This window comes from Brevundimonas sp. SS2672 (assembly GCF_059579685.1).
This window is the reverse complement of the sequence record NZ_CM184201.1, coordinates 907,581-928,699: the sequence shown is the minus strand read 5'-3', so window position 1 is coordinate 928,699 and position 21,119 is coordinate 907,581. Positions and strand designations below refer to the sequence as shown.

The window sequence follows — 21,119 nt, the reverse complement described above, 5'->3', positions numbered from 1 at the left end:
GCGCGGCTCAGGCCGCGCTGACGGCCCCACGCCAATCGTCGCCGGCCGGGCGGTCCAGCCGTTCCAGCAGATAGGCCAGGTCTTCGCGCGCCGCGTCCGGACGCTGGCTGAGGAAGCGCTCCAGCATCCGCTGGCGGAAGGCGGCGCTGCCGGTGTCGCCGCCCTCGGCCTGCAGCGTCCGCCAGGTGTCGACCCCGGCGCGAAACGCCTGGAACAGGCGCGGCGGCATTCCCGCGCGGTCATAGATGGCCTTCAGCCCCAGAGGCCCTGCGTCATGCACCATCAGCCAGGCGCGATGGTGCGGCGTGCCCGCCAGTTCGGCCAAGGCGTGTTCGAACAGACCGATCTGGCCGCGCGCCAGCGCCCGCAGCAGCAGCGACGGCGTCAACACCCGACGACTGTTCAGCCCGGCCACGAAGGCGGGCAGATCGTCGGTCGTCCGCGCCTGATCCACCAGGTCGATCGTCGCCCGCTCCCGCGCGAAATCGGCGAACTGTATGGCGGTCTCGGGCGCCAGGGCGTGGCGGGTGATCAGATGCTCGCGTACCGCCTCGCTGGCCAGGACCACCAGCCGCTCGGTCACCGACAGCGGCAGGACCTGGCGATAGGCCAGGGCCGATATCACCTCGGGGGCGTCACTGAATCGATCCAGGGCGACGCCCAGAGCGGCCTCGGACAGGTCGGCGTTGTCATTGGCGGCCAAGGCGGCGACCGCCTCCTGCTTGCCTTCTGCAGCCAGGACCGTCGCCACGTCACGCGGCACGCGCGGGCGGGACGCCACCGCCACCTGGCGCAGCGCCGTTCCGGCGCGCACGATCTCGATCAGGTCGTCGTCCGTGAAGGCCGGGCAGCTGTTGATGATGGGCAGGGCCACGCTGTCCACGTCGCCCGCCAGCCGGCGCGCCGCCTCACGCGGCATGATGTCCGAAGCCTTGAGCGTCACCGCCACGGCCCGACGCACCAGTTCCGCCGCATCCGCCGTCAGCACGCCCAGGATCTTCTGCGCCGCCTCGCGCCCCGCATCGTCCAGCGGCATCCGGTCGATGCTGCGGCACAGCTTGTGAGCGGCGGCCGCGCGCTCGTCCTCCAGATCAGACTTGATCAGGCGCCGGATGTCGCTTTCCGTCAGTCTGGCGCGGTAGGCGGTCATGGCTCGGAGGCTCAGGGTCAGCGAGGAATCAATCGTCACCCCTAGCGTTACATAGTTAACGCTCTCTTAGGAATAAGGCGAAAGCGTGGTCACGCCACCTTGTCCGCAGGCGGAGCGAAGGCCCCGCCGAATCCGCCGCCCGATCCCTGCCCGTCCTGGCCCAGCAGAAGCGCCAGAAGACTCTGATCCTGCTTCAGCCGGTCCAGACGCGCGGCCAGCATCCGATCCTTCTCGCTGAGTTCCGGAACCGCCTTGCCCGCACCGACTCCGGACGCCGGGAAGGCCTCGCCCGCCGTGCGCTGCAGGTTGGCGTGAACCTCGGCCGCCGTCGCCGGTCGACCGTTGCGGTAGAAGATGGATCGGTTGGCCGAGGCCGCTTCGGGAAATAGAGCCGCCGCGCTGGACTGGGGTCGCGACTGCACCGCCTCCAGCAGCTTGGCCGCGCCCGCCGGGCCCAGGAAGTGGGCGGCGTAAAGGTCGCCCGCCCCCGGCTCGCGCCCAGTGCGGCCGCGCAGATAGGCGGCGTTGGAGGCCGTCAACTCGGCCGCCATGGTCGAGGCCGCATGGGGGTCGAAACGCAGGTCCAGCACCACATTGCGCGCCGAGCCCCGCACCTGCCAGCGTCCGTCCCCGCCCTGGTAGATCAGGTCCGCATACTGGCCGTAGCCGTGCTTGGCGCCATGCCGCTTCACCGTGCCCAGCCAGGTCTGTTCGATGAACTGGAACAGGCCCGAGGCCGAGGAGGTCGGCGCGCGCGCATTGGGGTTCATCGCGCTTTCGCGGCGCGCGGTCTTCATCAGAAAGTCGAAATCCACGCCGGTCGAGGTCGAGGCGCGCCGAATGGCCGCCTCCACGCCGCCGGATGATGGAATCGCTTTCACGGTCATGTGTGAACGGTCGCTAACCTAGGTAAACCAAACCTTAACATCCCAGCTTCGCCGTTAACAATTCAAAGCGCCACAATAAGGCCGCAAGCAAAGCGCGAACTCTGTTCCGTGGGTGCTGGGGAGGGCCTGCGACAGGAGGCGCGTAAGTCATGATGATGCGTATCGCCGGCGGCCACGGCGTGGTCAGCCCCCTCGACTTCCAACAACGCAAGAAGCCCCTGCCCCGATGGGTGTGGGCGATGATCACAGCTTCGGCCCTGGTCCACGTCGGCGCCGGCGTCTGGCTGTATCAGCAGCGGTTCGAACTGGCGGACGTTCCGCCCGCGCCGACGGAGCCGCAGCCCACGATCATCGATCTGATCCGGCCGCCCTCGCCGCCCAAGCCGGAGACGCCGCCCAAGGCCTCGCCCGCGCCGACGCCGCCGATCCACCGACCGACGCAGGTCACGCCCAGCGACGTCGCTCCGCTGGAGGTCCCGGTCGCTCCCGTCGTCAGCCACGACGCCGGACCGGTCATCAACCTGACTGAGCCTGCCGCCGAACCGGCCGCTGGAACCACGGTGACGCCTGAGCCGCCGAAGCCCGCCCCGGTCATCACCCAGCCCGACTGGGTGCGCAGGCCGACGGCGGATCAGCTGATGCGCGCCTACCCTTCTTCGGCCGAGGCGCGCGGCATCGGCGGGGTGGCGGAACTGTCCTGCCTGGTGCGGGTGGACGGCAGCCTGACGGGCTGTTCGGTCACATCAGAAACGCCTGGCAATCAGGGGTTCGGCCGGGCGGCGGTGAGCCTGAGCCGCTACTTCCGCCTCAGCCCGCGCACGGTGGACGGTCAGGCGGTCGACGGCGCCCGCGTCACCATGGCGATCCGCTTCACCCCGCCGGCGGACTAAAGGAACCGTGAAGGATGGAGGGCCGGCTCGGCGACGGGCCGACCCTCTGTCGCATCGGCGACGACGGCCCCGATCAGCGGCCCCAGCAACCAGCCGTTGCGGCGCGACCCCAGGGCGACATGGACGCCCGGCGCGACCCGCCCCGCCATCGGCAAGCCGTCAGGCGTCGTCCCCCGTACCCCTGCGCGCCAGTCGATACCCAGCGGGCGCGGCGCTTCATCCAGCACGGCCCAGGCGGCGGCGAGCATAGCCTCGCAACGCGCGGCATCGGGGATCAAGGAGCGTTCGCCTGGCTCCATCGTCGCCCCGATCACGGCGCCCTCGCCCATCGGCGCGACATAGGCGCCGGGCCCGCGCACGACATGATCGACCAGTTTCTCCTTCACCAAACCGATCTGACCGCGAATGGGAGTGATGCAGGCGACAGCCGCCTGCGCTTCGGGCGGCAGGCCGTCCACAGCCGGATCAGCGCCGGTGGCCAGAATCAGATGCTCCGCGCGCACGGCGCCCGCCGTCGTCTCGACCCGCCAGCCCGGCCCGTCCGGAGCCATGCGCAGCGCCCGCGCCTCGATCACCGTCAGTTCCTGCGCCAGAGCCGCCAGCGCCTGAGGCGGATCGACCTTGGCGTCCTCGGGCGTCGTCAGACGGGCCGAGGCGGCGTCGTACTGATGCTGAAAGCCCAGAGCCGCCATCCGCGCCGCCAGTTCGGCGACGTTTCCGCCGCGCCATTCAGCCACATCGCCATACAGGCGCACGCCCGTCGCTTCGGCGAAGGCCGGCCACAGATCGCGCGCACGACGCAGCACCCCAGCCGCCTCGGGCGACAGATCGTCGATGGCGCATTCCATGGCGGGCGCGATCATGCCCGCCGCCACGGCCGAGGCGTTGACGCCGCCCGGATCGATCACCGCCACGCGGCGTCCGCGTCGTCTCAGCTCCGCCGCCGCGCACAGGCCCAGCGCGCCCGCGCCGATGACAATGGCGTCGAAGAAAGGTTCGGAAGAATTAGAAAGGGGCACGGAAAGTCCTTCGACCTCCCGCGCCCCGATTTCAACCGTTGAGGACGGTCTTTTACTCAGCCGCCAGCTTGGCCGCGCGCGCCTCTTCCAGACGCTTGGTCAGGGCGGCGTGCTGGCCCCACAGAGCCTTGGGCAGGCGATCGCCGAACTTCTCGTAGAAGGCCGGGATCAGGGCGGCTTCCTCGGTCCAGACGTCGGCGTCGACGTCCAGCAGGATCTGCAGATCGGCGTCGGTCAGCGTCAGGCCCGACAGGTCCAGCGCGGCCTTGGACGGCACGCGGCCGACCGGTGTGTCCACCGCCTCGGCCTGGCCTTCCAGACGCTCCACGATCCACTTCAGCACGCGGGCGTTGTCGCCGAAGCCCGGCCAGACGAACTTGCCTTCGTCGTTCTTGCGGAACCAGTTGACGAAGAACAGGCGCGGCAGCTTGGACGCATCGGCCTTCTCGCCCATCTTCAGCCAGTGGCCGAAATAGTCGCCCATGTTGTAGCCGCAGAACGGCAGCATGGCGAAGGGATCGCGGCGCAGCTCTCCGACCTTGTTCTCGGCGGCGGCGGTGCCTTCGGAGGCCACGGTCGAGCCCATGAAGACGCCGTGCTCCCAGTCGAAGGCTTCCGTCACCAGCGGCACGGCCGAGGCGCGACGACCGCCGAACAAGATGGCGTCGATCGGCACGCCCGCCGGGTCTTCCCACTCAGGCGCGATGGACGGGCACTGACCGGCCCACACGGCGAAGCGCGAGTTCGGGTGCGCCGCAGGCTCGCCCGAAGCCGGATCGTGCGGCTGACCCTTCCAGTTGGTCAGGCCTTCCGGCGCGTCCTTGGTCAGGCCTTCCCACCAGACGTCGCCGTCGGCGGTCAGGGCGACGTTGGTGAAGATGGTGTCGCGCGTCAGGGTCTCGAGCGCGTTCTTGTTGGTGTTGCGGCTGGTGCCCGGAGCCACGCCGAAGAAGCCCGCTTCCGGGTTCACGGCGTACAGGCGGCCGTCTTCGCCGAAACGCATCCAGGCGATGTCGTCGCCGACCGTCTCGGCCTTCCAGCCATCCAGCGCCGGTTGCAGCATGGCCAGGTTGGTCTTGCCGCAGGCGCTAGGGAAGGCGGCGGCGACATACTTCACCACGCCTTCGGGGCTGGTCAGCTTCAGGATCAGCATGTGCTCGGCCAGCCATCCTTCGTCGCGCGCCATGACCGAGGCGATGCGCAGGGCGTAGCATTTCTTGCCCAGCAGGGCGTTGCCGCCGTAGCCCGAGCCATAGGACCAGATTTCGCGCGTTTCCGGGAACTGGACGATCCACTTGTCGTCATTGCAGGGCCACGGAACGTCAGCCTGGCCTTCCGCCAGCGGGGCGCCCACGGTGTGGACCGCCGGGACGAACTCGCCGTCAGCGCCCATCAGGTCCAGCGCCGCCTTGCCCATGCGGGTCATGACGCCCATCGACACGGCGACATAGCCGCTGTCGGTGATCTCGACGCCCAGGGCGGAGATCTTGGAGCCGAGCGGCCCCATGCAGAACGGCACCACATACATGGTGCGGCCCTTCATGCAGCCGTCGAACAGGCCGTTCAGGCGGGCGCGCATCTCGACCGGATCGGACCAGTTGTTGGTCGGGCCGGCGTCAGCCTGGTCCTGCGAGCAGATGAAGGTGCGGCTCTCGACGCGGGCCACGTCCTTGGGGTCCGAGGCGGCGTAGTAGCAGCCGGGGCGCTTGGCCTGATCCAGTTCCTTCAGCGTGCCCTTGGCGATCAGATCGGCGACGATGGCCGACTTCTCGGCGTCCGATCCGTCGCACCAGTGAACACGGTCCGGCTTGGTCAGGGCGGCGATCTGCTCCACCCAGGCGACAAGGCCCTTGTGTTCGGTCGGCGCCGGATGGAGTCCGGGAATCGATTGAGTCACGTCTTGCTCTCCTGAACCTGCGCGCGGCGATCTGTCGTCGCCGTCACGCAATAAGCTGATCACGCTGTGTTACGGGGGCAATGAACCCGACGGGACGTAAGGTCAACCGCTGCACGTTTCATTCTCCCGTTATCCGGGGAAGGCCGCCGACGAGCACATTTAAATCGCCAGAAGGGTCGCAGACAGTTATCTCCTTCGGCGTGAAGACCATGGATTCTGTAAAGTCGACGCCGGGCGGTTCTTCCCGCGCCCTGACCTCGCCCGCGGCCGAGCGCAACAGCGCGGCCATACTGGAGGTGCTGCGCGCCCATTTGCCCGATCAGGGGCGGGTGCTGGAGATCGCCGCCGGATCGGGACAGCACGCCGCCGCCTTCGCCGCCGCCCTGCCCGGCCTGCAGTGGACGCCCAGCGACCCCAGTCCGGAGGCCCGCGCCAGCATCGAAGCCTGGCGGTCGACGGCAGATGCAGGGAACCTGCGGCCCGCACAGACGATCGACATGCTGGATGAGGCGAGTTGGTCGGGCGAGGCGTTGAACGCCCCCTTGGACGCCATCGTCTGCATCAACATGATCCACATCAGCCCGTGGGCGGCGACCGAGGGCCTGATGCGGCTGGCGGAACGGTCGCTGACGCGCCCCGGCGGCGTTTTGTATCTGTACGGCCCCTATCGCGAGGCCGAGGTCCCGCTGGCCCCATCCAACGCCGCCTTCGACGACAGTCTGAAGGCGCGTGATCCGGCCTGGGGCCTGCGCGACCGGGGCGAGGTCGAGACGCTCGCCCGGTCGCATGGTCTGGCCCTGACGCTGCGGCGGGCCATGCCCGCCAACAACCTGAGCCTGATCTTCCGCCGCGTTTAGATGGCGGCGACCACCGCCGTCAGTTCGGCGCGGTCGTTCAGCAGGGCGACCTTGCCGTCGCGGAACACGGCGCCCGGCGCGTCGGCGGCCTGACCAAAGGCGTCGGCCGCCAGGGCCACCCCGTCGGCGAAAGCGAGAACCGGCAAGCCTTGCGTCTTGGCGAGGTTCACCAGCGCCTTGACCTGGACCAGACCGGCCTCGTCCGCCATGCCGCCGGGAATCACCACGCCCTGAACCCGACCGCCGCTGATGTCGTCAGCCGTCGCCGTGGCCAGAACCGTCAGTCCGCCCGAAACCAGACTGCCCTCGCCGGTCGAGATCGGAGCCAGAGACACGCCTTCAAAGCGAAGGGCGGTCTCGATGTCGCCGAGTTCGCCGAAATCCATGCCCTTGCGCATGATCAGGCCGAAGCGCAGGCGAGCGGGCGCGGGGCGGTTGCCGTATTGGCGGGAACGAGGGGCGGTCGCGGTCTTGCGTTGAGCGTACAAAATGTCTCCTTCGAAGGTTATCGATCAATATTCGCGGACGATCTTGAGAAAACGTCGCGCCCCGCGCGCCGCAACCGGATCAAACACGGCAAACGTCGCAATCCGAAACGAGCGGAAGCGAACGCGGCAAAGTCATCAGGGTGACTGCTGATATAGGCTTATGATGCTCAAGGTCAACTTGGAGACGAAAACGTGAACTCATCGCTGAGGCGGAAAATCTGAATCGCGTCGCCACGACCGCAACCTTGCCTCCGCCCGCAACGCCGCCCTACACAGCCCATCGCATCGGAGAGTCAGTCAGGCCATGGCCTTCACCCGCACCTATGAGGGCGCAGAGCCCGTCCGCATCAACAAGTGGCTGGGCCAGACCGGCGTCTGCTCGCGCCGCGAAGCCGAGGGGCTGATCGCCGAGGGCCTGGTCAGCATCGACGGGGAGGTCGTGCGCGACGCAGGCCGCAAGATCGAACCCGGCCAGACCCTGTCGCTGAACGACAAGGGGGAGGCGGCCCTGGCGGCGGGGGTCGCCATCCTGCTGCACAAGCCGGTCGGCTATGTCTCGGGCCAGCCCGAGCCGGGCAAGGTCCCGGCCGTGCGTCTGCTGACCGCCGCCAACAAGGTCGGCGAAGGCGAAGCCCCGGCGCGCGACGCCTCCCTGCCCCCGGTCGGGCGGCTGGACGAGGATTCACGGGGCCTGCTGCTGCTGTCGTCGGACGGCGTGGTGGCCAAGGCGGTGATTGGCCCGCAGTCAGACCTGGACAAGGAGTATCTGGTCCGCGTCGCCGGCGCCGTGACCGAGGCCAAGCTGACGAAACTTCGTCACGGGCTGGAGTTGGACGGCCGCCAGTTGAAGCCCGCCCGCGTCACCCAGATGGAGCCGCAACGCCTGCGCTTCATCCTGCGCGAGGGCCGCAACCGCCAGATCCGCCGCATGTGCGAACTGGTCGGACTGGAGGTGGTCGACCTCTACCGCATCCGCATCGGTCCGGTGAAACTGGGCGACCTGCCGGAAGGCAAATGGCGAATGCTGACGGCGGACGAACGCGCGGCTCTGATCAAGGGCTGACCAACGTCGTCATGGCCGCCAGACGATTCAGTTCGGCGACGTGGGATGCGAAGGCCGTCCTTCCTGCTGACGTGAGGCTGAGCCAGGTGCGCTGCCGCCCGCCTTGCGCCGCCTTGCGGACAGCGACGTAGCCCGCCTCCTCCAAGGTCTTGACGTGTTTCGACAGAACCGAGTCGGAGACTTGAATCGCGTCGCGCACCATTGCGAACTCGGCTTCTGCAGCCGACAGGATGGCGCATATCTGCAGCCTTCCCGGCGCATGGATCACGGTATCGAAGACCGGCGGCTTCACGAGACGCTCCGCACGTCGATACGATACAGACGCATCCAGACCCTCATACCGATGACGCCCAGAACCGCCGCCGCCAAACCGTTGGCGAAGGGAACCCAGACCACGCCCTGCACCCGCCCGAACCAGATGCTGACACCCATCAATCCTATCAGGAGCGCCGCGAGGCCGATGGCGGCCCAGCGAGCGCGACGCGGGCTGTAGCCGTTCACCCAGATCCCCGTACGATCCTGCCAGACCCGCATGATCGTCACCAGGATGGCGATGGCCACAGCCACGCAGGCCATCCCGATAGCGGTCGAGAAGCCCTGCCCCGCAACCAGAAGAGCGCACGCCAAGGCGTAACCGGCGTCGTACCACCAGGGCCAGTAGTTCATCTTCGAGAAGGCCTGCTCGCGGGTCTGGCGTATCTGCTCAAGAGCGGCCTTCGCGTCATGCGTATCTGACATGGGACATCCCTCACTTTCCAGAAAGGAAAATGAAGATGACTTTCCACTTCGTCAAGCCATAATTTTCCAACCTGGAAAGTTATTTGAGCGCCTCGAACCACCGCTGCAGCAGGGTCGCTTCGGCGCGGTGGGCGGCGGTGCGGGCGGCGGCTTCCTCGTCCACGCCCCAGCGCTCCTCGGTGAAGGCTTCGTCCAGACGCGACAGGTCCAGCGCCGCCTCGCCCGCCAGCGCCCCGCGTTGCACCGCCAGCCCCAGCACCGCCGAGCCGAATAGCGGCACGGCCGTCGCCAGCCCGGTCAGGGCGAAGTCGTCCATCTCCAGCGCCAGCGCCTCGACCCGCGCCAGAGCCTCGGGCGCCTGGGGCCGATGGATGATCCCCTCGACCGGATGCAGCTCAACGCCCAGTTCGCGCGCGGCCCAGTCGCGCCACGGCCCCCATTCCGCCTGCTGACGTTGCATCAGGCCCGACGGCGTCTCGGCCAGGTAGCAGAGCACGTCCGACCCGGCGTAGCGGGCGATTTCCTCGGCCACGGGACCACGCGTCTGGCTGACCCGGTCGATGGCGGTCGAGGCCAGGCGGGTGGCGGGCATGGTCGCGGGCGTCAGATGCTCGCCCTGAGCGTCCCACTCGTCGGCCACGAGACGAGCCGCCGTCTCGGTCGGCAGGACGATGGCGTTGCCGGCGGGCGTCTTGGGCGCGCGGCCGTCCAGCAGGACGATCCAGCCGCCGTCGCGGGCCTCGACCCCGGCTCTCTTCCAGAAGCGCTTGATGCGCTCCTCGGATTCACGAAAGCCCTTCTGGGCGGCGACGTTGGGGTCCAGCGGGGGAATATGGGTCATGACGGACTTCTAGGCGAACAGCTTGGTCGAGGCGAACCGATCAAGCGCCGCCTCCAGATCGGGAAAATCGGCGGCGATGTGAAGCGCGCCCGCAGCCGCCTGCTCCTCCACCGTATGAAAGCCCCAGCCGACGCCCAGCGGATGCACGCCCGCCGCCAGCGCCATGGCGATGTCGTGGCTGGTGTCGCCGATCATGGCGGTCGAGGCGGCGTCGGCTCCGCAGGTCCTCATGGCGGCGCGCAGCATGGCCGGATCCGGCTTGCCCGGCCCGTCCTCGGCGCAATGGCTGGACAGGAAGAGATCGCTCCACTCGGGCCGCGCCAGATTGCGGGCCACGCCGCGCCGGTTCTGGCCAGTCGCCAGCGACAGCCGCCAGCCGTCGCGCTTCAGGCGCCGCAGGGTGTCCATCACGCCGGGATAGAGCGGCTCCTCATGCCCCGCCTCATACATGGCGCGGAAACTGGCCTGGAAGGCGGCGACGAAATCGGCCAGTTCGGCGTCGGTCAAGGACGGCTCCAGCACGTGCAGGGCGTGATGCAGGCTCAACCCCACGATCTGGCGCACGCGATCGTATTCCGGTTCCGGCAGGCCCAGAACCTGCGCCGCCTCGCAGGCCGCGCGATGGATCGAGGCGCGGCTGTCGACCAGGGTGCCGTCGATATCGAAGACGGCGAGCGGAGCATCGGAAGCGGTCATATTCAGACGGGCACGATGTCGAAGGCCACGGTCAGGCGCGGCTGGTCGCCGCCGAAGGGCACGGTGCCGTGCCACAGGCAGGACGGGAACAGCACCAGCTTGCCCGGCTCAGGTTTTTCATAGCGTAGCGGCTCCAGCGGCGGCGAAGTCGGGAACGGCGGCTGGGCCAGGGCCAGCCAGCCCTCGCGCCCGCCCGCATCAACGACCGGCGGAGTCTCGATATAGCAGGCCGAGGAATACCACCCTTTGGGATGGATGTGATGCTCGTGGAACCCGCCCGGCGCCAGCCGCACGGACCAGCAGCCGTTCAGCCTGTAGTCTCCTGTATTACGGCTGCGGACAGGGTCCGCCCCCTGCCCCAACTGGGCCAGATGGCGACGGATCGGCCCGTCAATGGCGATGAAGAAGGCGCGGATGACCGGATCGTCGACCAGGGTCAGGTCCACGGGCGTCTGCGTCCCGTGCCGCAGGCTCTGACCGAGCGGGTGATTTTCATAGGCGTGCTGCGCCAAAAGAGCCGTCTTCAGGTCAGCCAGATAGGCGGACAGATCCTTCCATCCCGGCGGCGCATCAATGGTCAGAGCGCCCACCAGGCCGTTGATGTCATCGAGGCCCAGAGGGTCGCCCCCTCCCTTCACCCTGCTCGCCGTCGCGTGGAGGGCCAGAACCTTCTGATCCGCGCCCGGAGCCGCCAGCAACCGGCGTAGGATCTCCAGGGCTTCATCGACAGCGCCCGATGCGATCAGGGCTTCCGCCAGATTGGCCCAGGATTCGATCACGCCCGGCTCCAGCTGCGTTGCGGCGCGCGCGTGATCCAGGGCCACACCCATATCGAACTTCAACGCAAATTTGCTCGCCGCCACCTCGACCGTCGCCGCTCGCACGCCCCCTCCCTGGCTCGGCGGGTCAGTTCGTCCCAAGCCTCGCGCGGATCAGCCCCGCCGTATAACAGGACCACCGCCAGACAGGTCAGCAGTTCGGCATCGCCTGGAGCGCCTTCCAGCGCCTTCAGCACCGGAGCCGCCGCCGCTTCACGCGTCCCGCCGCGCATCCAGATCAGTTGCGCCAGTTCCCGCACCGCATCGCTGTAGGCCGGGCGCCGCTTGATGGCCTGACCATAGGCGTCGACCGCCTCGTCATGTCGGGAGCAGGCGGACAGGGCGCGGGCCAGGACCAGCCATGTTTCCGGCGCGTCTCCGCCGTTGGCCAGGGCCCGGCGCGCCGCCTCGACAGCCTCGGCGTTGCGGCCGGTGTCGCCGAGCAAGCTCGCCAGATTGTGCTGGGCGACGACGCTGCGGGGCGCGAGCGCGGCTTGCTCGCGACGAATCGCCAGGGCCTCTTCCTTGCGGTCCAGCGCCTTTAGAAGATCGACCTGCAACGTCTGAACGGCGATCCGTTCGTTTGGCGGCGCCTGTTCCAATACCGCCAGCGCGCCCGCCAAGTCGCCTTGCTGAGCCAGCGCCTGGGCGCGCTGAAGACGCATCTGGACGGCCGGCCCCGTATTCATCGCATCCGCCGCACACCCGCGAAGGGGTCTTCGTCGGCCTCGTCCTCGGAGAAGCCGAAGTGGTTGAAGCCGGCCTTCATCTCGGGACTGAGGGGAGCCTCGACGATCAGCTTGCCGCCGCCGGGGTGGTCCAGTTCGATGCGGCGGGCGTGAAGCTGCAGCTTCAGCGGGCCGGACAGTTCGTTCGACTGGTCGTTGCCGTACTTCGGGTCGCCCAGGATGGGGTGGCCGATGGCGCTCATGTGGGCGCGCAGTTGGTGCGTTCGTCCGGTGAAGGGGCGCAGGGCCATCCAGGCGGCGCGGTGTGCGGCGCGGCTGACGGTGGCGTAGGCCGTCTCGGCCGGTTCGGCGCCGTGCTCCTTGGGATCGGCGGGGCGCATAATCTCGAAGTCGTTGATGCCTGACTTCTTCAGCGCCAGGTCGATCTGGCCGGCCGAGGGCTTGGGATTGCCGATGACGATGGCCCAGTAGGTCTTCTTGGCCTGACGGCGGGCGAAGGCCCCGGCCAGGCGCTTGGCCGCCTCCGGCCCCTTGCCCAGCAGCAGCACGCCCGAGGTGTCGCGGTCCAGACGGTGGACCAGGCGCGGACGCTCCATCCCCTCGCCCCAGGCCGACAGCAGGCGGTCGACGTGCTTGGTCGTCTTGGTGCCGCCCTGCACCGCCAGGCCGTGCGGCTTGTTCAGGGCGATGACCATGTCGTCTTCATACAGGACCAGCGACTTGGCGTAGGCGGCGTCGCGGTCGCTGATCTTGGGCTTCTCGCCGGGGACGCGCTCGACCGGATCGGGAATCGGCGGCACGCGTACGGCGGCGCCGGCGGTCAGGCGGTCCTCGGGCTTCACCCGCGAGCCGTCGACGCGGATCTGGCCGCTGCGGGCCATCTTCTGCACCTGGATATGCGACAGGTGCGGCCAGCGGCGCTTGAACCAACGGTCCAGACGGATGCCGTCCTCGGCCTCGGCGACAAAGAGAGTCTTGACCTCGCGGGTCATGCAAAAGCCTTTCGGGCGATAAGAAGCCCCAGGAACAGGGCGGCGACGGCCAGGACGACCGAGGCGGCGACATAGAGGGCGGCCGTGGCCATCTCGCGGCGTTCGATCATCAGCGCCGTCTCCAGCGAGAAGGCCGAGAAGGTGGTGAAGCCGCCCAGAACGCCGACCGCAGCGAACAGGCGGATGCTCTCCTGGTGCGCGCCCGCCTTCAGCGCCAGCCACCCGGCCAGCAAGCCCATCAACAGGCCGCCGATCAGATTGGCGCCGAAGGTGCCCCATGGCCAAGATTGGGGCCAAGCCGCGCCCGGCGCCAGACGGCCGACCGTCAGGCCCAGGGCGTAGCGCGCCATCGCCCCCAGAGCGCCGCCGCTCGCAACCAGCAGAAAACGTGTCATGCTGGCGGCATATACTGTTCCGACATCATTTGCGAAGGCCGCCATGCACGACCTTGTCCTCGCCATCCTGCATCACCTGCTGTTCCTGGGCCTGATCGTCATGCTGGCGTCGGAGCTGGCGCTGCTGCGGACGCCGGAACCGCCGGTGAAACGTCTGGCCGGACTGGATGCGGGCTATGGCGTCACGGCCCTGCTGATCGTGCTGGTCGGGGTCGGACGGGTGATGGGCGGCAAGGGCTGGGCCTTCTATGAAGCCAATCCCTTCTTCTGGGCCAAGATCGCAACCTTCGCCCTGATCGGCCTGATCTCGATCCGGCCGACGCTGGCGATCCTGAGATGGCGCAAGGCGGCGCGGACGGCGCCCGACTACGTCCCGCCACAGGCCGAACTGACCGCCGCGAGACGCGCGATCGGGCTGGAGATTCTGTTGTTGATCCCGTTGCTGGCCTTCGCCGCCGCCATGGCGCGCTGGCCGTTGTAGGCCTTAAAGGCGGGGACGGATGGCGTCCTGCACGCCACGCGCGTCATAGGCTTCGGGGCGACCCGGGCGCTGGCCGCGGCCCATGACGATCTCCAGCGTGGTCGAGGTCGGCTGCGGCCCGCTGAGATCAAAGCCCAGGCCGACGCCGACGCCCGAAGTGGACCAACCGCCGTAACGGCCCGTGCCGGCGCCGACCGACACGCTGGGCCGTACGCCGCCCGCGCTGTCGGGACGGCCGTCGATCCAGCGCTGCGTCACCTCGAACCAGTCGTAGCCCTGTTCGGTCGTCAGCTGGGCCGCGCGGAACAGCGCCATATCCGCCACCGGACCGGGCGCGCCGACGCCCTTGTAGGTCACGCGGAAACGGTCGCGTTCGATCTGCTGTTCGGAATAGCCCTGCCCGTTCGGCCCCATCTGTTGGCCATAGGGCGCGAGGCTGGCGCAGGCCGTCAGAGCCAGGGCCGAGGCTGCGATCGTGACGATGGCGAGGCGTTTCATGCGCGTGTCTCCCACGCCCGAACAGCGTACGGGCGAGCCGGATTGTTCCGCTGTGAAGCTGAACAGGGGATGAAGCGCCTAAAGCCCCGCCGCCTCACGCAGCGCCTGGAAATCCGTTGGCTCCGGCGCCTCGACCGTCAGGCGGCCGCCGTCCGGGTGAGGAAAGCTCAACTTCGCCGCGTGCAGCATCAGGCGCGACGCCGGGCGCCCGGCGAAGGTCAGGGAGCCGCCGTAGCGCACATCGCCGACCAGGGACCGACCGATGTGGGCCATGTGGACGCGCAACTGGTGCATCCGCCCGGTCAACGGCTCCAGCTCGACCACCGCCCCCTCTTCGTTGGCGGCCAGGGTGCGATAGCGGCTCTGCGAGGCCTGAGCCCCCTCGGCTCCGACCTCGACCACGCGCATGTAGGATTCCCGGCCGATCTCCTGACGGCGCAGGGGGGCGTCGATCTGACCCGCCCGCGGCTCGGGCGCGGCGGCGATCAGGGCGCGATAGGTCTTGTGGAATTTGCGGGCCTGCAGCGCCTTGCCGAAGAAGCCGGCGGCAGGCTTGGTCTTGGCGGCCAGGATGACGCCGGAGGTGTCGCGATCCAGTCGATGCACCAGTTCCGGCCGCTTGCCGTTCGAGCGGGCGAAGGCCCACAACAGGTCGTCCAGCGTATGCGCCTGGATGCGGCCGCCCTGGCTGGACAGGCCCGACGGCTTGTTGAAGGCGATCAGATGCGCGTCTTCATGCACCACCCAGGAACGGACGGCGGCGATTTCATCTTCGGTCAGGGAAACGGGCTGGCGGGTCTTCACCCGCCGAGCCTTTAGCGGAGCACGCCCTTCTTCGCCATGCTTCTCAGCGGATCAGGCCCTTGCGGCGCGCCCAGTGGGCATAGGCGATCTGGATGATGAAAACGGCGGCGACCGCCACGACAGAGGCCAGCCCCGCAGCGCCCAACACCTCGCGGCCGTTGCTCAGCGCCAGCACATAGACGGCGTGCGCCAGCATGGCGATCAGGCCCGCGACGAAGGCGTTGAACGCCAGCTTCCGTCGCAGCAACAGCATCAACGCCCCCAGCAGTCCGCACCACACCGCCACGCCGTAGGCCACGTCGGTCCACAACGGCGCCGAGCGCAGGTAGAAGACCTGCTCCATCGTCAGCGCGCTCCAATAGGCCTGCGCGCCCGTCACCTTCTGATACCACTGCCAAACGCCGACGCCGTTCCAGAGCACTGACGCCGCACCGATGGCCCACAGATGCCACGGCGTCGCCGGGCGCTTCGAAATATCGACCATCATTCTTCCCCCAGAGCCTTGAGCGGCGAAAACTACGCCGAAATAGGCCGCCGCAACAAGGGCTTCGGCCTTGCTTCAGACGATCACGCCGCGTCGGTCCATCCAGGCGCAATAGGCGGTCTGGGCGACCAGGACGGCGATGATGACTAGGCCGAACGCCACGCCGACGGGCCCCATGATCTCGCGCCCATTGCTCATGAAGTGGATGTAGGTCGTGTCCGCCAGCATGGCGATCAGGGCGATGGCGAACAGCATCGTCGCCTGGCGTCGCCGGAACAGCAGCAGCACCGCCGCCAGCAGCCCGCCCCAGAAGGCGATCCCGACCGCAACATCGGTCCATAACGGCACGGCGCGAAGGTAGGCGGCTTCGGCCGGGGTCATCCCGGCCCAGTAGGCTGGATCTCCCGTCACCTGCAGCATCCACTGCCAGACGAAAAGCGCATTCCACAGGAAAGACAGCACGCCGACCAGCCACACATGCCAGGGCGTCGATATACGCCGCAGAACATCGACCATAGCCGCCTCCGCAGTTGGGAGGTTCAGCCTACGCCGGAAGGACGCGCACGACAATGAACACCGTTCACCGAGCGTCGCCGTGCTCGCCCTACGCCTTATCCGCCTGCATCCGCGCCCGCATCGCCGCCCACCGTTCCAGGCGCGCCTTGACCTTCTCCTCATGGCCCTCGCCCTTGGGCTTGTAGAAGGTGCGGCGCTCCATTTCGTCGGGGAAGAAGTCGGCGCCGGAGAAACCCTCGGGCGTGTCGGGGTCATATTGATAGCCCTTGCCGTAGCCCAACGACTTCATCAGTTTGGTGGGGGCGTTGCGGATATGAGCCGGCGGCATCAAGGAGCCGGTCTCGTGCGCCGCCTTCTTCGCCGCCTTGAACGCCTCGTAGACGCCGACCGACTTAGGCGCCGTGGCCAGATGGACCACGGCCTGCGCCAGCGCCAGCTCCCCCTCAGGCGAGCCGAGGAAGTCGTAGGTGTCCTTGGCCGCGTTGGCGACCAGGATGGACAGGGGGTCGGCCTGACCGATGTCCTCGACCGCCATGCGCACGATGCGGCGCGCCAGATAGAGGGGGTCTTCGCCCCCGTTCAGCATCCGCGCCAGCCAGTAGAGCGCCGCGTCCGGGTCCGACCCACGCACCGACTTATGCAGGGCGGAGATGAGGTTGTAGTGCTCCTCGCGCGACTTGTCGTAGGCGGGCGCTCGCTTCTGCAGCACGCCTGCCAGGGCCTGCACGTCCAGCGGTTCGACATCCTGCAGGTCAAACAGCACCTCGGACATGGTCAGCAGATAGCGACCGTCGCCGTCCGCCAGGGCCAGCATGGCCTGGCGCGCCTCAGGCGTCAGCGGCAGGCGCATGTCCATCAGCGCCTCGGCCCGGTCCAGCAGCAGATCCAGCGAGGCGTCGTCCAGCCGTTTCAGCACATAGACCTGCGAGCGCGACAGCAGGGCGCCGTTCAGCTCGAAGCTGGGGTTTTCGGTCGTGGCGCCGACCAGGGTGACGATCCCCTCCTCAACGAAGGGCAGGAAGCCATCCTGCTGGGCGCGGTTAAAGCGGTGGATCTCATCGACGAACAGCAGGGTCTGCTGACCCGCCGCCCGACGCATCCGCGCGGCCTCGAACGCCTTTTTCAGGTCGGCGACGCCTGAGAAGACGGCGCTGATCGACTGGTATTCATAGCCGGCCGCCTTCGCCAACAAGCGGGCGATCGTCGTCTTGCCCGTGCCCGGCGGCCCCCACAGGATCATGGAGCCGAGGCGTCCGGCCTCGATCATGCGGCGGATAGGCCCGCCCTCGCCCAGCAGGTGGTCCTGGCCTACCACCTGGTCCAGCGCCTGCGGGCGCAGACGGTCGGCCAGAGGCGCGTCGGGAGGATGGATGCCGGAGGCTTCGAACAAATCAGTCATGGAACGCTCTAGATAGGCGTTCGTTCGGGCGACTGCACCCGCTACAACGCCTCCAAGGAGGAATCGCATGACAGAACCCAAGCCCGATCAGGGACCGCGCGGCGGGGTGACGCCCCATCTGACCATCCCCTCACGTGGGGCCGCCGCAGCGATCGAATTCTACGCCCGCGCCTTCGGGGCCGAGGAAGTCATGCGGATGCCCGCCGAGGACGGCGAGCGCCTGATGCACGCCCATCTGCGCATCAACGGCGGCAGCCTGATGCTGGCCGACGAATTCCCCGAATGGACCGGCGAGGCCGACGTAAAGCCGGTCGGGGTCTGTCTGCATCTTCAGGTCGACGACGCCGACGAATGGTGGGGCCGCGCCCTGGTCAACGGCGCGATTCCGGTCATGCCGCTGGAGGACCAGTTCTGGGGCGACCGCTACGGCCAGGTGCGCGATCCGTTCGGCCACCTGTGGAGCATCGGCGGACCGCAGAAGGGGTAAGACCCCGCCGCCGTAAGCCATAGAAAAGCGCAACCCTCTCCCTCCCCTTCATGGGGAGGGTGGCTGAGGTCGAAGGCCGAAGACGGGTGGGGGCGGCAAGCCAAACAATCGCCGCGCTCGGATCACCTAGCCCTCCCCACCCGGTCGCTTCGCGACCACCCTCCCCATGAAGGGGAGGGAGAAACACAGCGCCTGCTTCCCTTTGACTTCCTACCGGGCCGGAAAGCTCTACGGCAAGCGGCCGGTCAGACGACGGCCGTTGCGGACGATGGTCAACTCCGAGCCGCGTTGCGCACGTCCCAGGGCGGCGACCGTCGTGACGGCGCGGCCGTCGATCTGCACCACCAGGTCGTTGGGACGCAGTCCGATGCGGGCCGGGACGCTGTTGCGCTGCAGTCCGGTGACCACCACGCCGCTGGTGAAGGGATCACCGCCCAGACGGTCCGCCAGCGCCGGGTTCAGCGCCACGCCCTGAAGCCCCGCCAGGGCGCCCTGCCCCACGACCGTGCCCGGCCCCGGATCGGCGTCGCCCGGCAGGGTCGAGACACGAGCGTTCAAGGTCTGGGTCCGGCCGTCGCGCAGGACGCTGACGGCGACGGTGTCGTTCGGCGAACGGGTGCCGACGCGGAAGTTCAGCCCTCCCTGGTCGTTGACCTCGGCGCCGTCGATGGCGGTGATGACGTCGCCCTGCTCGATGCCTGCGCGCGCGGCCGGGCCGCCGGCGTAGACGTCGGTCACCATCAGGCCTTGCGGCCGCTCAAGCCCCAGACTGCGGGCCATGTCGGAGCTGACCGAGTCGCCCTTGACGCCCAGCCAGGCGCGCTCGACCGACTTGGCGCCGCCGACAGCGGAATCCACCACCCGCTTGACCATGGTGGCCGGCACGGCGAAGCCCACGCCCGTCGAGGATCCTGTGCGCGAGAAGATGGCCGTGTTGATGCCGATCAAATCGCCGTCCATGTCGACCAGGGCGCCGCCGGAGTTGCCGGGATTGATCGGCGCGTCGGTCTGAATGAAGGAGCCGGAATCGCTGATGCCCGTCTCGGTCCGGTTCAGGGCCGAGATGATGCCGTTGGTCACGGTCTGGCCGACGCCGAACGGGTTGCCGATGGCCAGGACCAGATCACCGACCTGCTGCTGCTCCTGATCGTCGATGCGCAGGACCGGCAGGTCGCCGTCCAGGTTTTCGAGTTGCAGCACGGCGATGTCGGACCGTTCGTCCGCCAGCAGCACCTTGGCCGGATATTCGCGCCGGTCGTTCAGGGTGACGCGGATCTCCTGCATGTTCTGGATGACGTGGTTGTTGGTCACCACGATCCCGTCCGGCCGCACGATGACGCCCGAACCGATGGAGCCTGTCACACGCGATTGCGGCCCGCCGCCAAACAGTTCGAAGAAGGGGTCGCGCACGCGCTGGACGCCCCGCGCCGAAATGTTCACCACGGCGGGCGCGGCTTCGCGCACCACAGGGGCGAAGCTGGTCTTCAGCGAACCGGCGTCGCGCGGGGCGACGCGGGGCTGTTCGGCGAAGACGCCTTCCTGCGCCTTGGAGGGCTGCGGCTGGCCGCAGGCGGACAGGATCAGGGCGGCGGCGATGGCCAGTCTGGAAGTCTTCATCTCGTCCCGGTTCTACAAGCTTGGGCGTTGCATCCATTCCGCCTCGGCTTTTCGACAGGATCAAGGCCGTCTTTCAGTCCAAGGCGCGGCGGCGATCAAACGGATGTGACCTCGTCCCGTTCCGCCCGGCGCGCGGTCAGGAATCCGATCAGGGCGCCCAGTGCCAGCACGGCGGAGGCCAGATAGAAGGCCAGCCCCGGCTCGGACAGCATGGCGTCGGCCGCAGCAGACACCGCGGGCAACCCTCGCTCCGACAACCAGGCCGCCGCCCGCCCGCCGCCCTCACCCACCGAAACCGAGTAGATCCAGCCGAAGAACAGGGGCGAGGCCACCCCGGCGATGGAGGCGACGCTCATGTTCGCGCCCTGAAGCTGGCCCTGCTCGCTCTCGCCGACGCGGCGGGTCATCAGGGACTGAAGCGTCGGCATGGCGAGGCCCCACAGGGCGTTAGGGAACATGGCGACGATGAAGGCGACGCCGGTCGGCGCCCAGCCCATCAGTGCGATGCCCACAGCCCCGCCGCACAGGCCGAAGATCATGGTCGCTCGGTCCCCGAACCGCTTGGACGCCGGGCCGACCAGCACGCCCTGAACGATCATGTCCAGCACCCCGACCATGGCCAGCAAGGCTCCGACCTGCCACGGCCCCCAGCCGTAACGGAGCCCGGCGTAAAGGACGAAGACCGCCGAAAAGACGTGGTGGGCGAAATAGAGCAGGAAGTTGACCACCGCGAGGCCCGCCAGTTCGGCGTGACGCTTCAGCAGGATCATGGCCCCGACCGGGTTGGCGCGACGCCAGCTGAAGGGCATCCGCTTCTCCAGCGGCAGGCTCTCCGGCAGGATGAACAGGCCGTACAGGAAGGCCACGCCCGACAGGGCGCCCGCCACCCAGAAGGGCACGCGCGGCCCGAACTCGCCCAGGAAGCCGCCAAGAACCGGCCCCAGCACGAATCCGCCCGAGAAGGCCGCGCCGATCAGACCATAGGCGCGAGCGCGTTTCTCCGGCTCGGTGATGTCGGCCATATAGGCGTAGATGGTTGTGAAGCTGGACGAGGTGACGCCCGCCACCAGCCGCCCGACCGCCAGCCACCACAGGTTCGGCGCCAGCGCCATCAGCACATAGTCGGCCGCCAGCCCGGCGCAGCTCAGCAGGATGACGGGGCGGCGCCCGTACTGGTCCGACAGCGAACCGATCACCGGCGAGGCCAGGAACTGCATCCCCGCCCAAAGGGCCACGAACACCCCGTTCAGCAGGCCCGCGCGCGCGTTCGACCCGACGAACTCCTCGATCAGGTGCGGCAGGACTGGAATGACGATCCCCATAGCCACGATGTCCAACACCGCAGTCACGAGGATGAAGGCGATCGCCGCGCGGCGGACCTTGGGCTGGTGCAGGGACATGAGGGCTCGCGGA

General features: G+C 68.3%; 25 protein-coding genes. 5 read left to right on the top strand and 20 right to left on the bottom strand.

Translation table 11 applies throughout. The features are described 5' to 3' along the window. Positions 1-7: 7 nt before the first annotated feature. Together spbR and AC52GN_RS04660 are read right to left on the bottom strand one after the other, a co-directional pair. Positions 8-1,150: a SpbR family protein gene (gene spbR / locus AC52GN_RS04665; RefSeq protein WP_291781413.1), complete on the bottom strand. Its 1,143-nt coding sequence runs from the start codon at positions 1,148-1,150 to the stop codon at positions 8-10. An 89-nt stretch (positions 1,151-1,239) separates the two neighbouring features. Further along, positions 1,240-2,037: a transglycosylase SLT domain-containing protein gene (locus AC52GN_RS04660; protein ID WP_346487484.1), complete on the bottom strand. Its 798-nt coding sequence runs from the start codon at positions 2,035-2,037 to the stop codon at positions 1,240-1,242. 149 nt (positions 2,038-2,186) lie between these two features. Here AC52GN_RS04660 and AC52GN_RS04655 point away from each other — a divergent pair, with 149 nt between their 5' ends. Next, positions 2,187-2,927: an energy transducer TonB family protein gene (locus tag AC52GN_RS04655; RefSeq protein ID WP_343828975.1), complete on the top strand. Its 741-nt coding sequence runs from the start codon at positions 2,187-2,189 to the stop codon at positions 2,925-2,927. Here AC52GN_RS04655 and AC52GN_RS04650 read toward each other — a convergent pair. Together AC52GN_RS04650 and AC52GN_RS04645 are read right to left on the bottom strand one after the other, a co-directional pair. Then, a complete protein-coding gene (locus AC52GN_RS04650; protein WP_496528321.1) occupies positions 2,924-3,946 on the bottom strand; it encodes an NAD(P)/FAD-dependent oxidoreductase in 1,023 nt (340 codons plus the stop codon). The genes AC52GN_RS04655 and AC52GN_RS04650 overlap by 4 nt on opposite strands. Before the next feature lie 52 nt (positions 3,947-3,998). Then, complete coding sequence (locus AC52GN_RS04645; protein ID WP_496528320.1) at positions 3,999-5,843, bottom strand: phosphoenolpyruvate carboxykinase (GTP); 1,845 nt, start codon at positions 5,841-5,843, stop codon at positions 3,999-4,001. 209 nt (positions 5,844-6,052) lie between these two features. Here AC52GN_RS04645 and AC52GN_RS04640 point away from each other — a divergent pair, with 209 nt between their 5' ends. After that, positions 6,053-6,700: a DUF938 domain-containing protein gene (locus tag AC52GN_RS04640; protein ID WP_496528319.1), complete on the top strand. Its 648-nt coding sequence runs from the start codon at positions 6,053-6,055 to the stop codon at positions 6,698-6,700. Here the strand turns inward: AC52GN_RS04640 and AC52GN_RS04635 are convergent. Next, positions 6,697-7,188 carry a hypothetical protein gene (locus AC52GN_RS04635; protein ID WP_496528318.1) on the bottom strand — a complete coding sequence of 164 codons (492 nt, stop codon included), beginning with the start codon at positions 7,186-7,188 and terminating at the stop codon, positions 6,697-6,699. The genes AC52GN_RS04640 and AC52GN_RS04635 overlap by 4 nt on opposite strands. Before the next feature lie 304 nt (positions 7,189-7,492). Here AC52GN_RS04635 and AC52GN_RS04630 point away from each other — a divergent pair, with 304 nt between their 5' ends. After that, on the top strand, positions 7,493-8,251 hold the full coding sequence (locus AC52GN_RS04630) for a pseudouridine synthase (protein WP_496528317.1): 759 nt from the start codon (positions 7,493-7,495) through the stop codon (positions 8,249-8,251). Here the strand turns inward: AC52GN_RS04630 and AC52GN_RS04625 are convergent. From AC52GN_RS04625 to crcB, 8 genes are all read right to left on the bottom strand, one after another. After that, a complete protein-coding gene (locus AC52GN_RS04625; protein WP_496528316.1) occupies positions 8,241-8,543 on the bottom strand; it encodes a winged helix-turn-helix domain-containing protein in 303 nt (100 codons plus the stop codon). The two genes, AC52GN_RS04630 and AC52GN_RS04625, sit on opposite strands and share 11 nt — an antisense overlap. After that, complete coding sequence (locus tag AC52GN_RS04620; protein ID WP_496528315.1) at positions 8,540-8,989, bottom strand: hypothetical protein; 450 nt, start codon at positions 8,987-8,989, stop codon at positions 8,540-8,542. Before AC52GN_RS04620 ends, AC52GN_RS04625 begins: the two co-directional genes overlap by 4 nt. A gap of 79 nt (positions 8,990-9,068) precedes the next feature. Next, entirely contained in the window at positions 9,069-9,830 is a 762-nt protein-coding gene (locus AC52GN_RS04615) for an ATP12 family chaperone protein (RefSeq protein WP_496528314.1), read from the bottom strand. 9 nt (positions 9,831-9,839) lie between these two features. Next, positions 9,840-10,526, bottom strand: coding sequence for an HAD-IA family hydrolase (locus AC52GN_RS04610; RefSeq protein WP_346487476.1), 687 nt, complete (start codon positions 10,524-10,526; stop codon positions 9,840-9,842). Between the two features lie 2 nt (positions 10,527-10,528). Further along, positions 10,529-11,410: a putative 2OG-Fe(II) oxygenase gene (locus AC52GN_RS04605; protein ID WP_496528313.1), complete on the bottom strand. Its 882-nt coding sequence runs from the start codon at positions 11,408-11,410 to the stop codon at positions 10,529-10,531. Continuing rightward, complete coding sequence (locus tag AC52GN_RS04600; RefSeq protein WP_496528312.1) at positions 11,365-12,033, bottom strand: tetratricopeptide repeat protein; 669 nt, start codon at positions 12,031-12,033, stop codon at positions 11,365-11,367. The genes AC52GN_RS04605 and AC52GN_RS04600 overlap by 46 nt, the downstream gene beginning before the upstream one ends. Continuing rightward, positions 12,030-13,025 carry an RluA family pseudouridine synthase gene (locus tag AC52GN_RS04595; RefSeq protein WP_291781378.1) on the bottom strand — a complete coding sequence of 332 codons (996 nt, stop codon included), beginning with the start codon at positions 13,023-13,025 and terminating at the stop codon, positions 12,030-12,032. The genes AC52GN_RS04600 and AC52GN_RS04595 overlap by 4 nt, the downstream gene beginning before the upstream one ends. Continuing rightward, positions 13,022-13,420 (bottom strand): fluoride efflux transporter CrcB, encoded by a 399-nt coding sequence (gene crcB, locus AC52GN_RS04590; RefSeq protein WP_496528311.1) that lies wholly within the window; start codon positions 13,418-13,420, stop codon positions 13,022-13,024. Before crcB ends, AC52GN_RS04595 begins: the two co-directional genes overlap by 4 nt. Before the next feature lie 43 nt (positions 13,421-13,463). On the opposite strand from crcB, the gene AC52GN_RS04585 reads away from it, so the two are divergent. Further along, positions 13,464-13,901, top strand: coding sequence for a DUF2214 family protein (locus tag AC52GN_RS04585; protein ID WP_496528310.1), 438 nt, complete (start codon positions 13,464-13,466; stop codon positions 13,899-13,901). Between the two features lie 3 nt (positions 13,902-13,904). Here AC52GN_RS04585 and AC52GN_RS04580 read toward each other — a convergent pair whose 3' ends face one another. From AC52GN_RS04580 to AC52GN_RS04560, 5 genes are all read right to left on the bottom strand, one after another. After that, complete coding sequence (locus tag AC52GN_RS04580; RefSeq protein ID WP_496528309.1) at positions 13,905-14,399, bottom strand: CC0125/CC1285 family lipoprotein; 495 nt, start codon at positions 14,397-14,399, stop codon at positions 13,905-13,907. Between the two features lie 78 nt (positions 14,400-14,477). Continuing rightward, a complete protein-coding gene (locus AC52GN_RS04575; protein ID WP_496528308.1) occupies positions 14,478-15,203 on the bottom strand; it encodes an RluA family pseudouridine synthase in 726 nt (241 codons plus the stop codon). A gap of 43 nt (positions 15,204-15,246) precedes the next feature. After that, the gene (locus AC52GN_RS04570) at positions 15,247-15,690 is read right to left on the bottom strand and encodes a hypothetical protein (RefSeq protein WP_496528307.1); all 444 of its coding nucleotides are present in this window, start codon (positions 15,688-15,690) and stop codon (positions 15,247-15,249) included. Positions 15,691-15,762: 72 nt separating this feature from the next. Continuing rightward, positions 15,763-16,203: a hypothetical protein gene (locus AC52GN_RS04565; RefSeq protein WP_346522207.1), complete on the bottom strand. Its 441-nt coding sequence runs from the start codon at positions 16,201-16,203 to the stop codon at positions 15,763-15,765. Positions 16,204-16,291: 88 nt separating this feature from the next. Then, positions 16,292-17,602 (bottom strand): replication-associated recombination protein A, encoded by a 1,311-nt coding sequence (locus AC52GN_RS04560; RefSeq protein WP_312218867.1) that lies wholly within the window; start codon positions 17,600-17,602, stop codon positions 16,292-16,294. A 67-nt stretch (positions 17,603-17,669) separates the two neighbouring features. Between AC52GN_RS04560 and AC52GN_RS04555 the strand changes: the two genes are divergently transcribed. Next, complete coding sequence (locus AC52GN_RS04555) at positions 17,670-18,089, top strand: VOC family protein (RefSeq protein WP_003167383.1); 420 nt, start codon at positions 17,670-17,672, stop codon at positions 18,087-18,089. 228 nt (positions 18,090-18,317) lie between these two features. Here the strand turns inward: AC52GN_RS04555 and AC52GN_RS04550 are convergent, their stop codons facing one another. Together AC52GN_RS04550 and AC52GN_RS04545 are read right to left on the bottom strand one after the other, a co-directional pair. Continuing rightward, positions 18,318-19,706 carry a Do family serine endopeptidase gene (locus AC52GN_RS04550; RefSeq protein ID WP_496528306.1) on the bottom strand — a complete coding sequence of 463 codons (1,389 nt, stop codon included), beginning with the start codon at positions 19,704-19,706 and terminating at the stop codon, positions 18,318-18,320. Between the two features lie 95 nt (positions 19,707-19,801). Continuing rightward, the gene (locus tag AC52GN_RS04545) at positions 19,802-21,106 is read right to left on the bottom strand and encodes a TCR/Tet family MFS transporter (RefSeq protein WP_346487467.1); all 1,305 of its coding nucleotides are present in this window, start codon (positions 21,104-21,106) and stop codon (positions 19,802-19,804) included. Positions 21,107-21,119 lie beyond the last annotated feature (13 nt).

Coding starts and splice junctions, on each gene's coding strand:
- spbR (WP_291781413.1), bottom strand. CDS start 1,150: ATGACCGCCTACCGCGCCAGACTGACGGAAAGCGACATCCGGCGCCTG.
- AC52GN_RS04660 (WP_346487484.1), bottom strand. CDS start 2,037: ATGACCGTGAAAGCGATTCCATCATCCGGCGGCGTGGAGGCGGCCATT.
- AC52GN_RS04655 (WP_343828975.1), top strand. CDS start 2,187: ATGATGATGCGTATCGCCGGCGGCCACGGCGTGGTCAGCCCCCTCGAC.
- AC52GN_RS04640 (WP_496528319.1), top strand. CDS start 6,053: ATGGATTCTGTAAAGTCGACGCCGGGCGGTTCTTCCCGCGCCCTGACC.
- AC52GN_RS04630 (WP_496528317.1), top strand. CDS start 7,493: ATGGCCTTCACCCGCACCTATGAGGGCGCAGAGCCCGTCCGCATCAAC.
- AC52GN_RS04620 (WP_496528315.1), bottom strand. CDS start 8,989: ATGTCAGATACGCATGACGCGAAGGCCGCTCTTGAGCAGATACGCCAG.
- AC52GN_RS04615 (WP_496528314.1), bottom strand. CDS start 9,830: ATGACCCATATTCCCCCGCTGGACCCCAACGTCGCCGCCCAGAAGGGC.
- AC52GN_RS04610 (WP_346487476.1), bottom strand. CDS start 10,526: ATGACCGCTTCCGATGCTCCGCTCGCCGTCTTCGATATCGACGGCACC.
- AC52GN_RS04600 (WP_496528312.1), bottom strand. CDS start 12,033: ATGAATACGGGGCCGGCCGTCCAGATGCGTCTTCAGCGCGCCCAGGCG.
- AC52GN_RS04595 (WP_291781378.1), bottom strand. CDS start 13,025: ATGACCCGCGAGGTCAAGACTCTCTTTGTCGCCGAGGCCGAGGACGGC.
- crcB (WP_496528311.1), bottom strand. CDS start 13,420: ATGACACGTTTTCTGCTGGTTGCGAGCGGCGGCGCTCTGGGGGCGATG.
- AC52GN_RS04585 (WP_496528310.1), top strand. CDS start 13,464: ATGCACGACCTTGTCCTCGCCATCCTGCATCACCTGCTGTTCCTGGGC.
- AC52GN_RS04580 (WP_496528309.1), bottom strand. CDS start 14,399: ATGAAACGCCTCGCCATCGTCACGATCGCAGCCTCGGCCCTGGCTCTG.
- AC52GN_RS04570 (WP_496528307.1), bottom strand. CDS start 15,690: ATGATGGTCGATATTTCGAAGCGCCCGGCGACGCCGTGGCATCTGTGG.
- AC52GN_RS04565 (WP_346522207.1), bottom strand. CDS start 16,203: ATGGTCGATGTTCTGCGGCGTATATCGACGCCCTGGCATGTGTGGCTG.
- AC52GN_RS04560 (WP_312218867.1), bottom strand. CDS start 17,602: ATGACTGATTTGTTCGAAGCCTCCGGCATCCATCCTCCCGACGCGCCT.
- AC52GN_RS04555 (WP_003167383.1), top strand. CDS start 17,670: ATGACAGAACCCAAGCCCGATCAGGGACCGCGCGGCGGGGTGACGCCC.
- AC52GN_RS04550 (WP_496528306.1), bottom strand. CDS start 19,706: ATGAAGACTTCCAGACTGGCCATCGCCGCCGCCCTGATCCTGTCCGCC.
- AC52GN_RS04545 (WP_346487467.1), bottom strand. CDS start 21,106: ATGTCCCTGCACCAGCCCAAGGTCCGCCGCGCGGCGATCGCCTTCATC.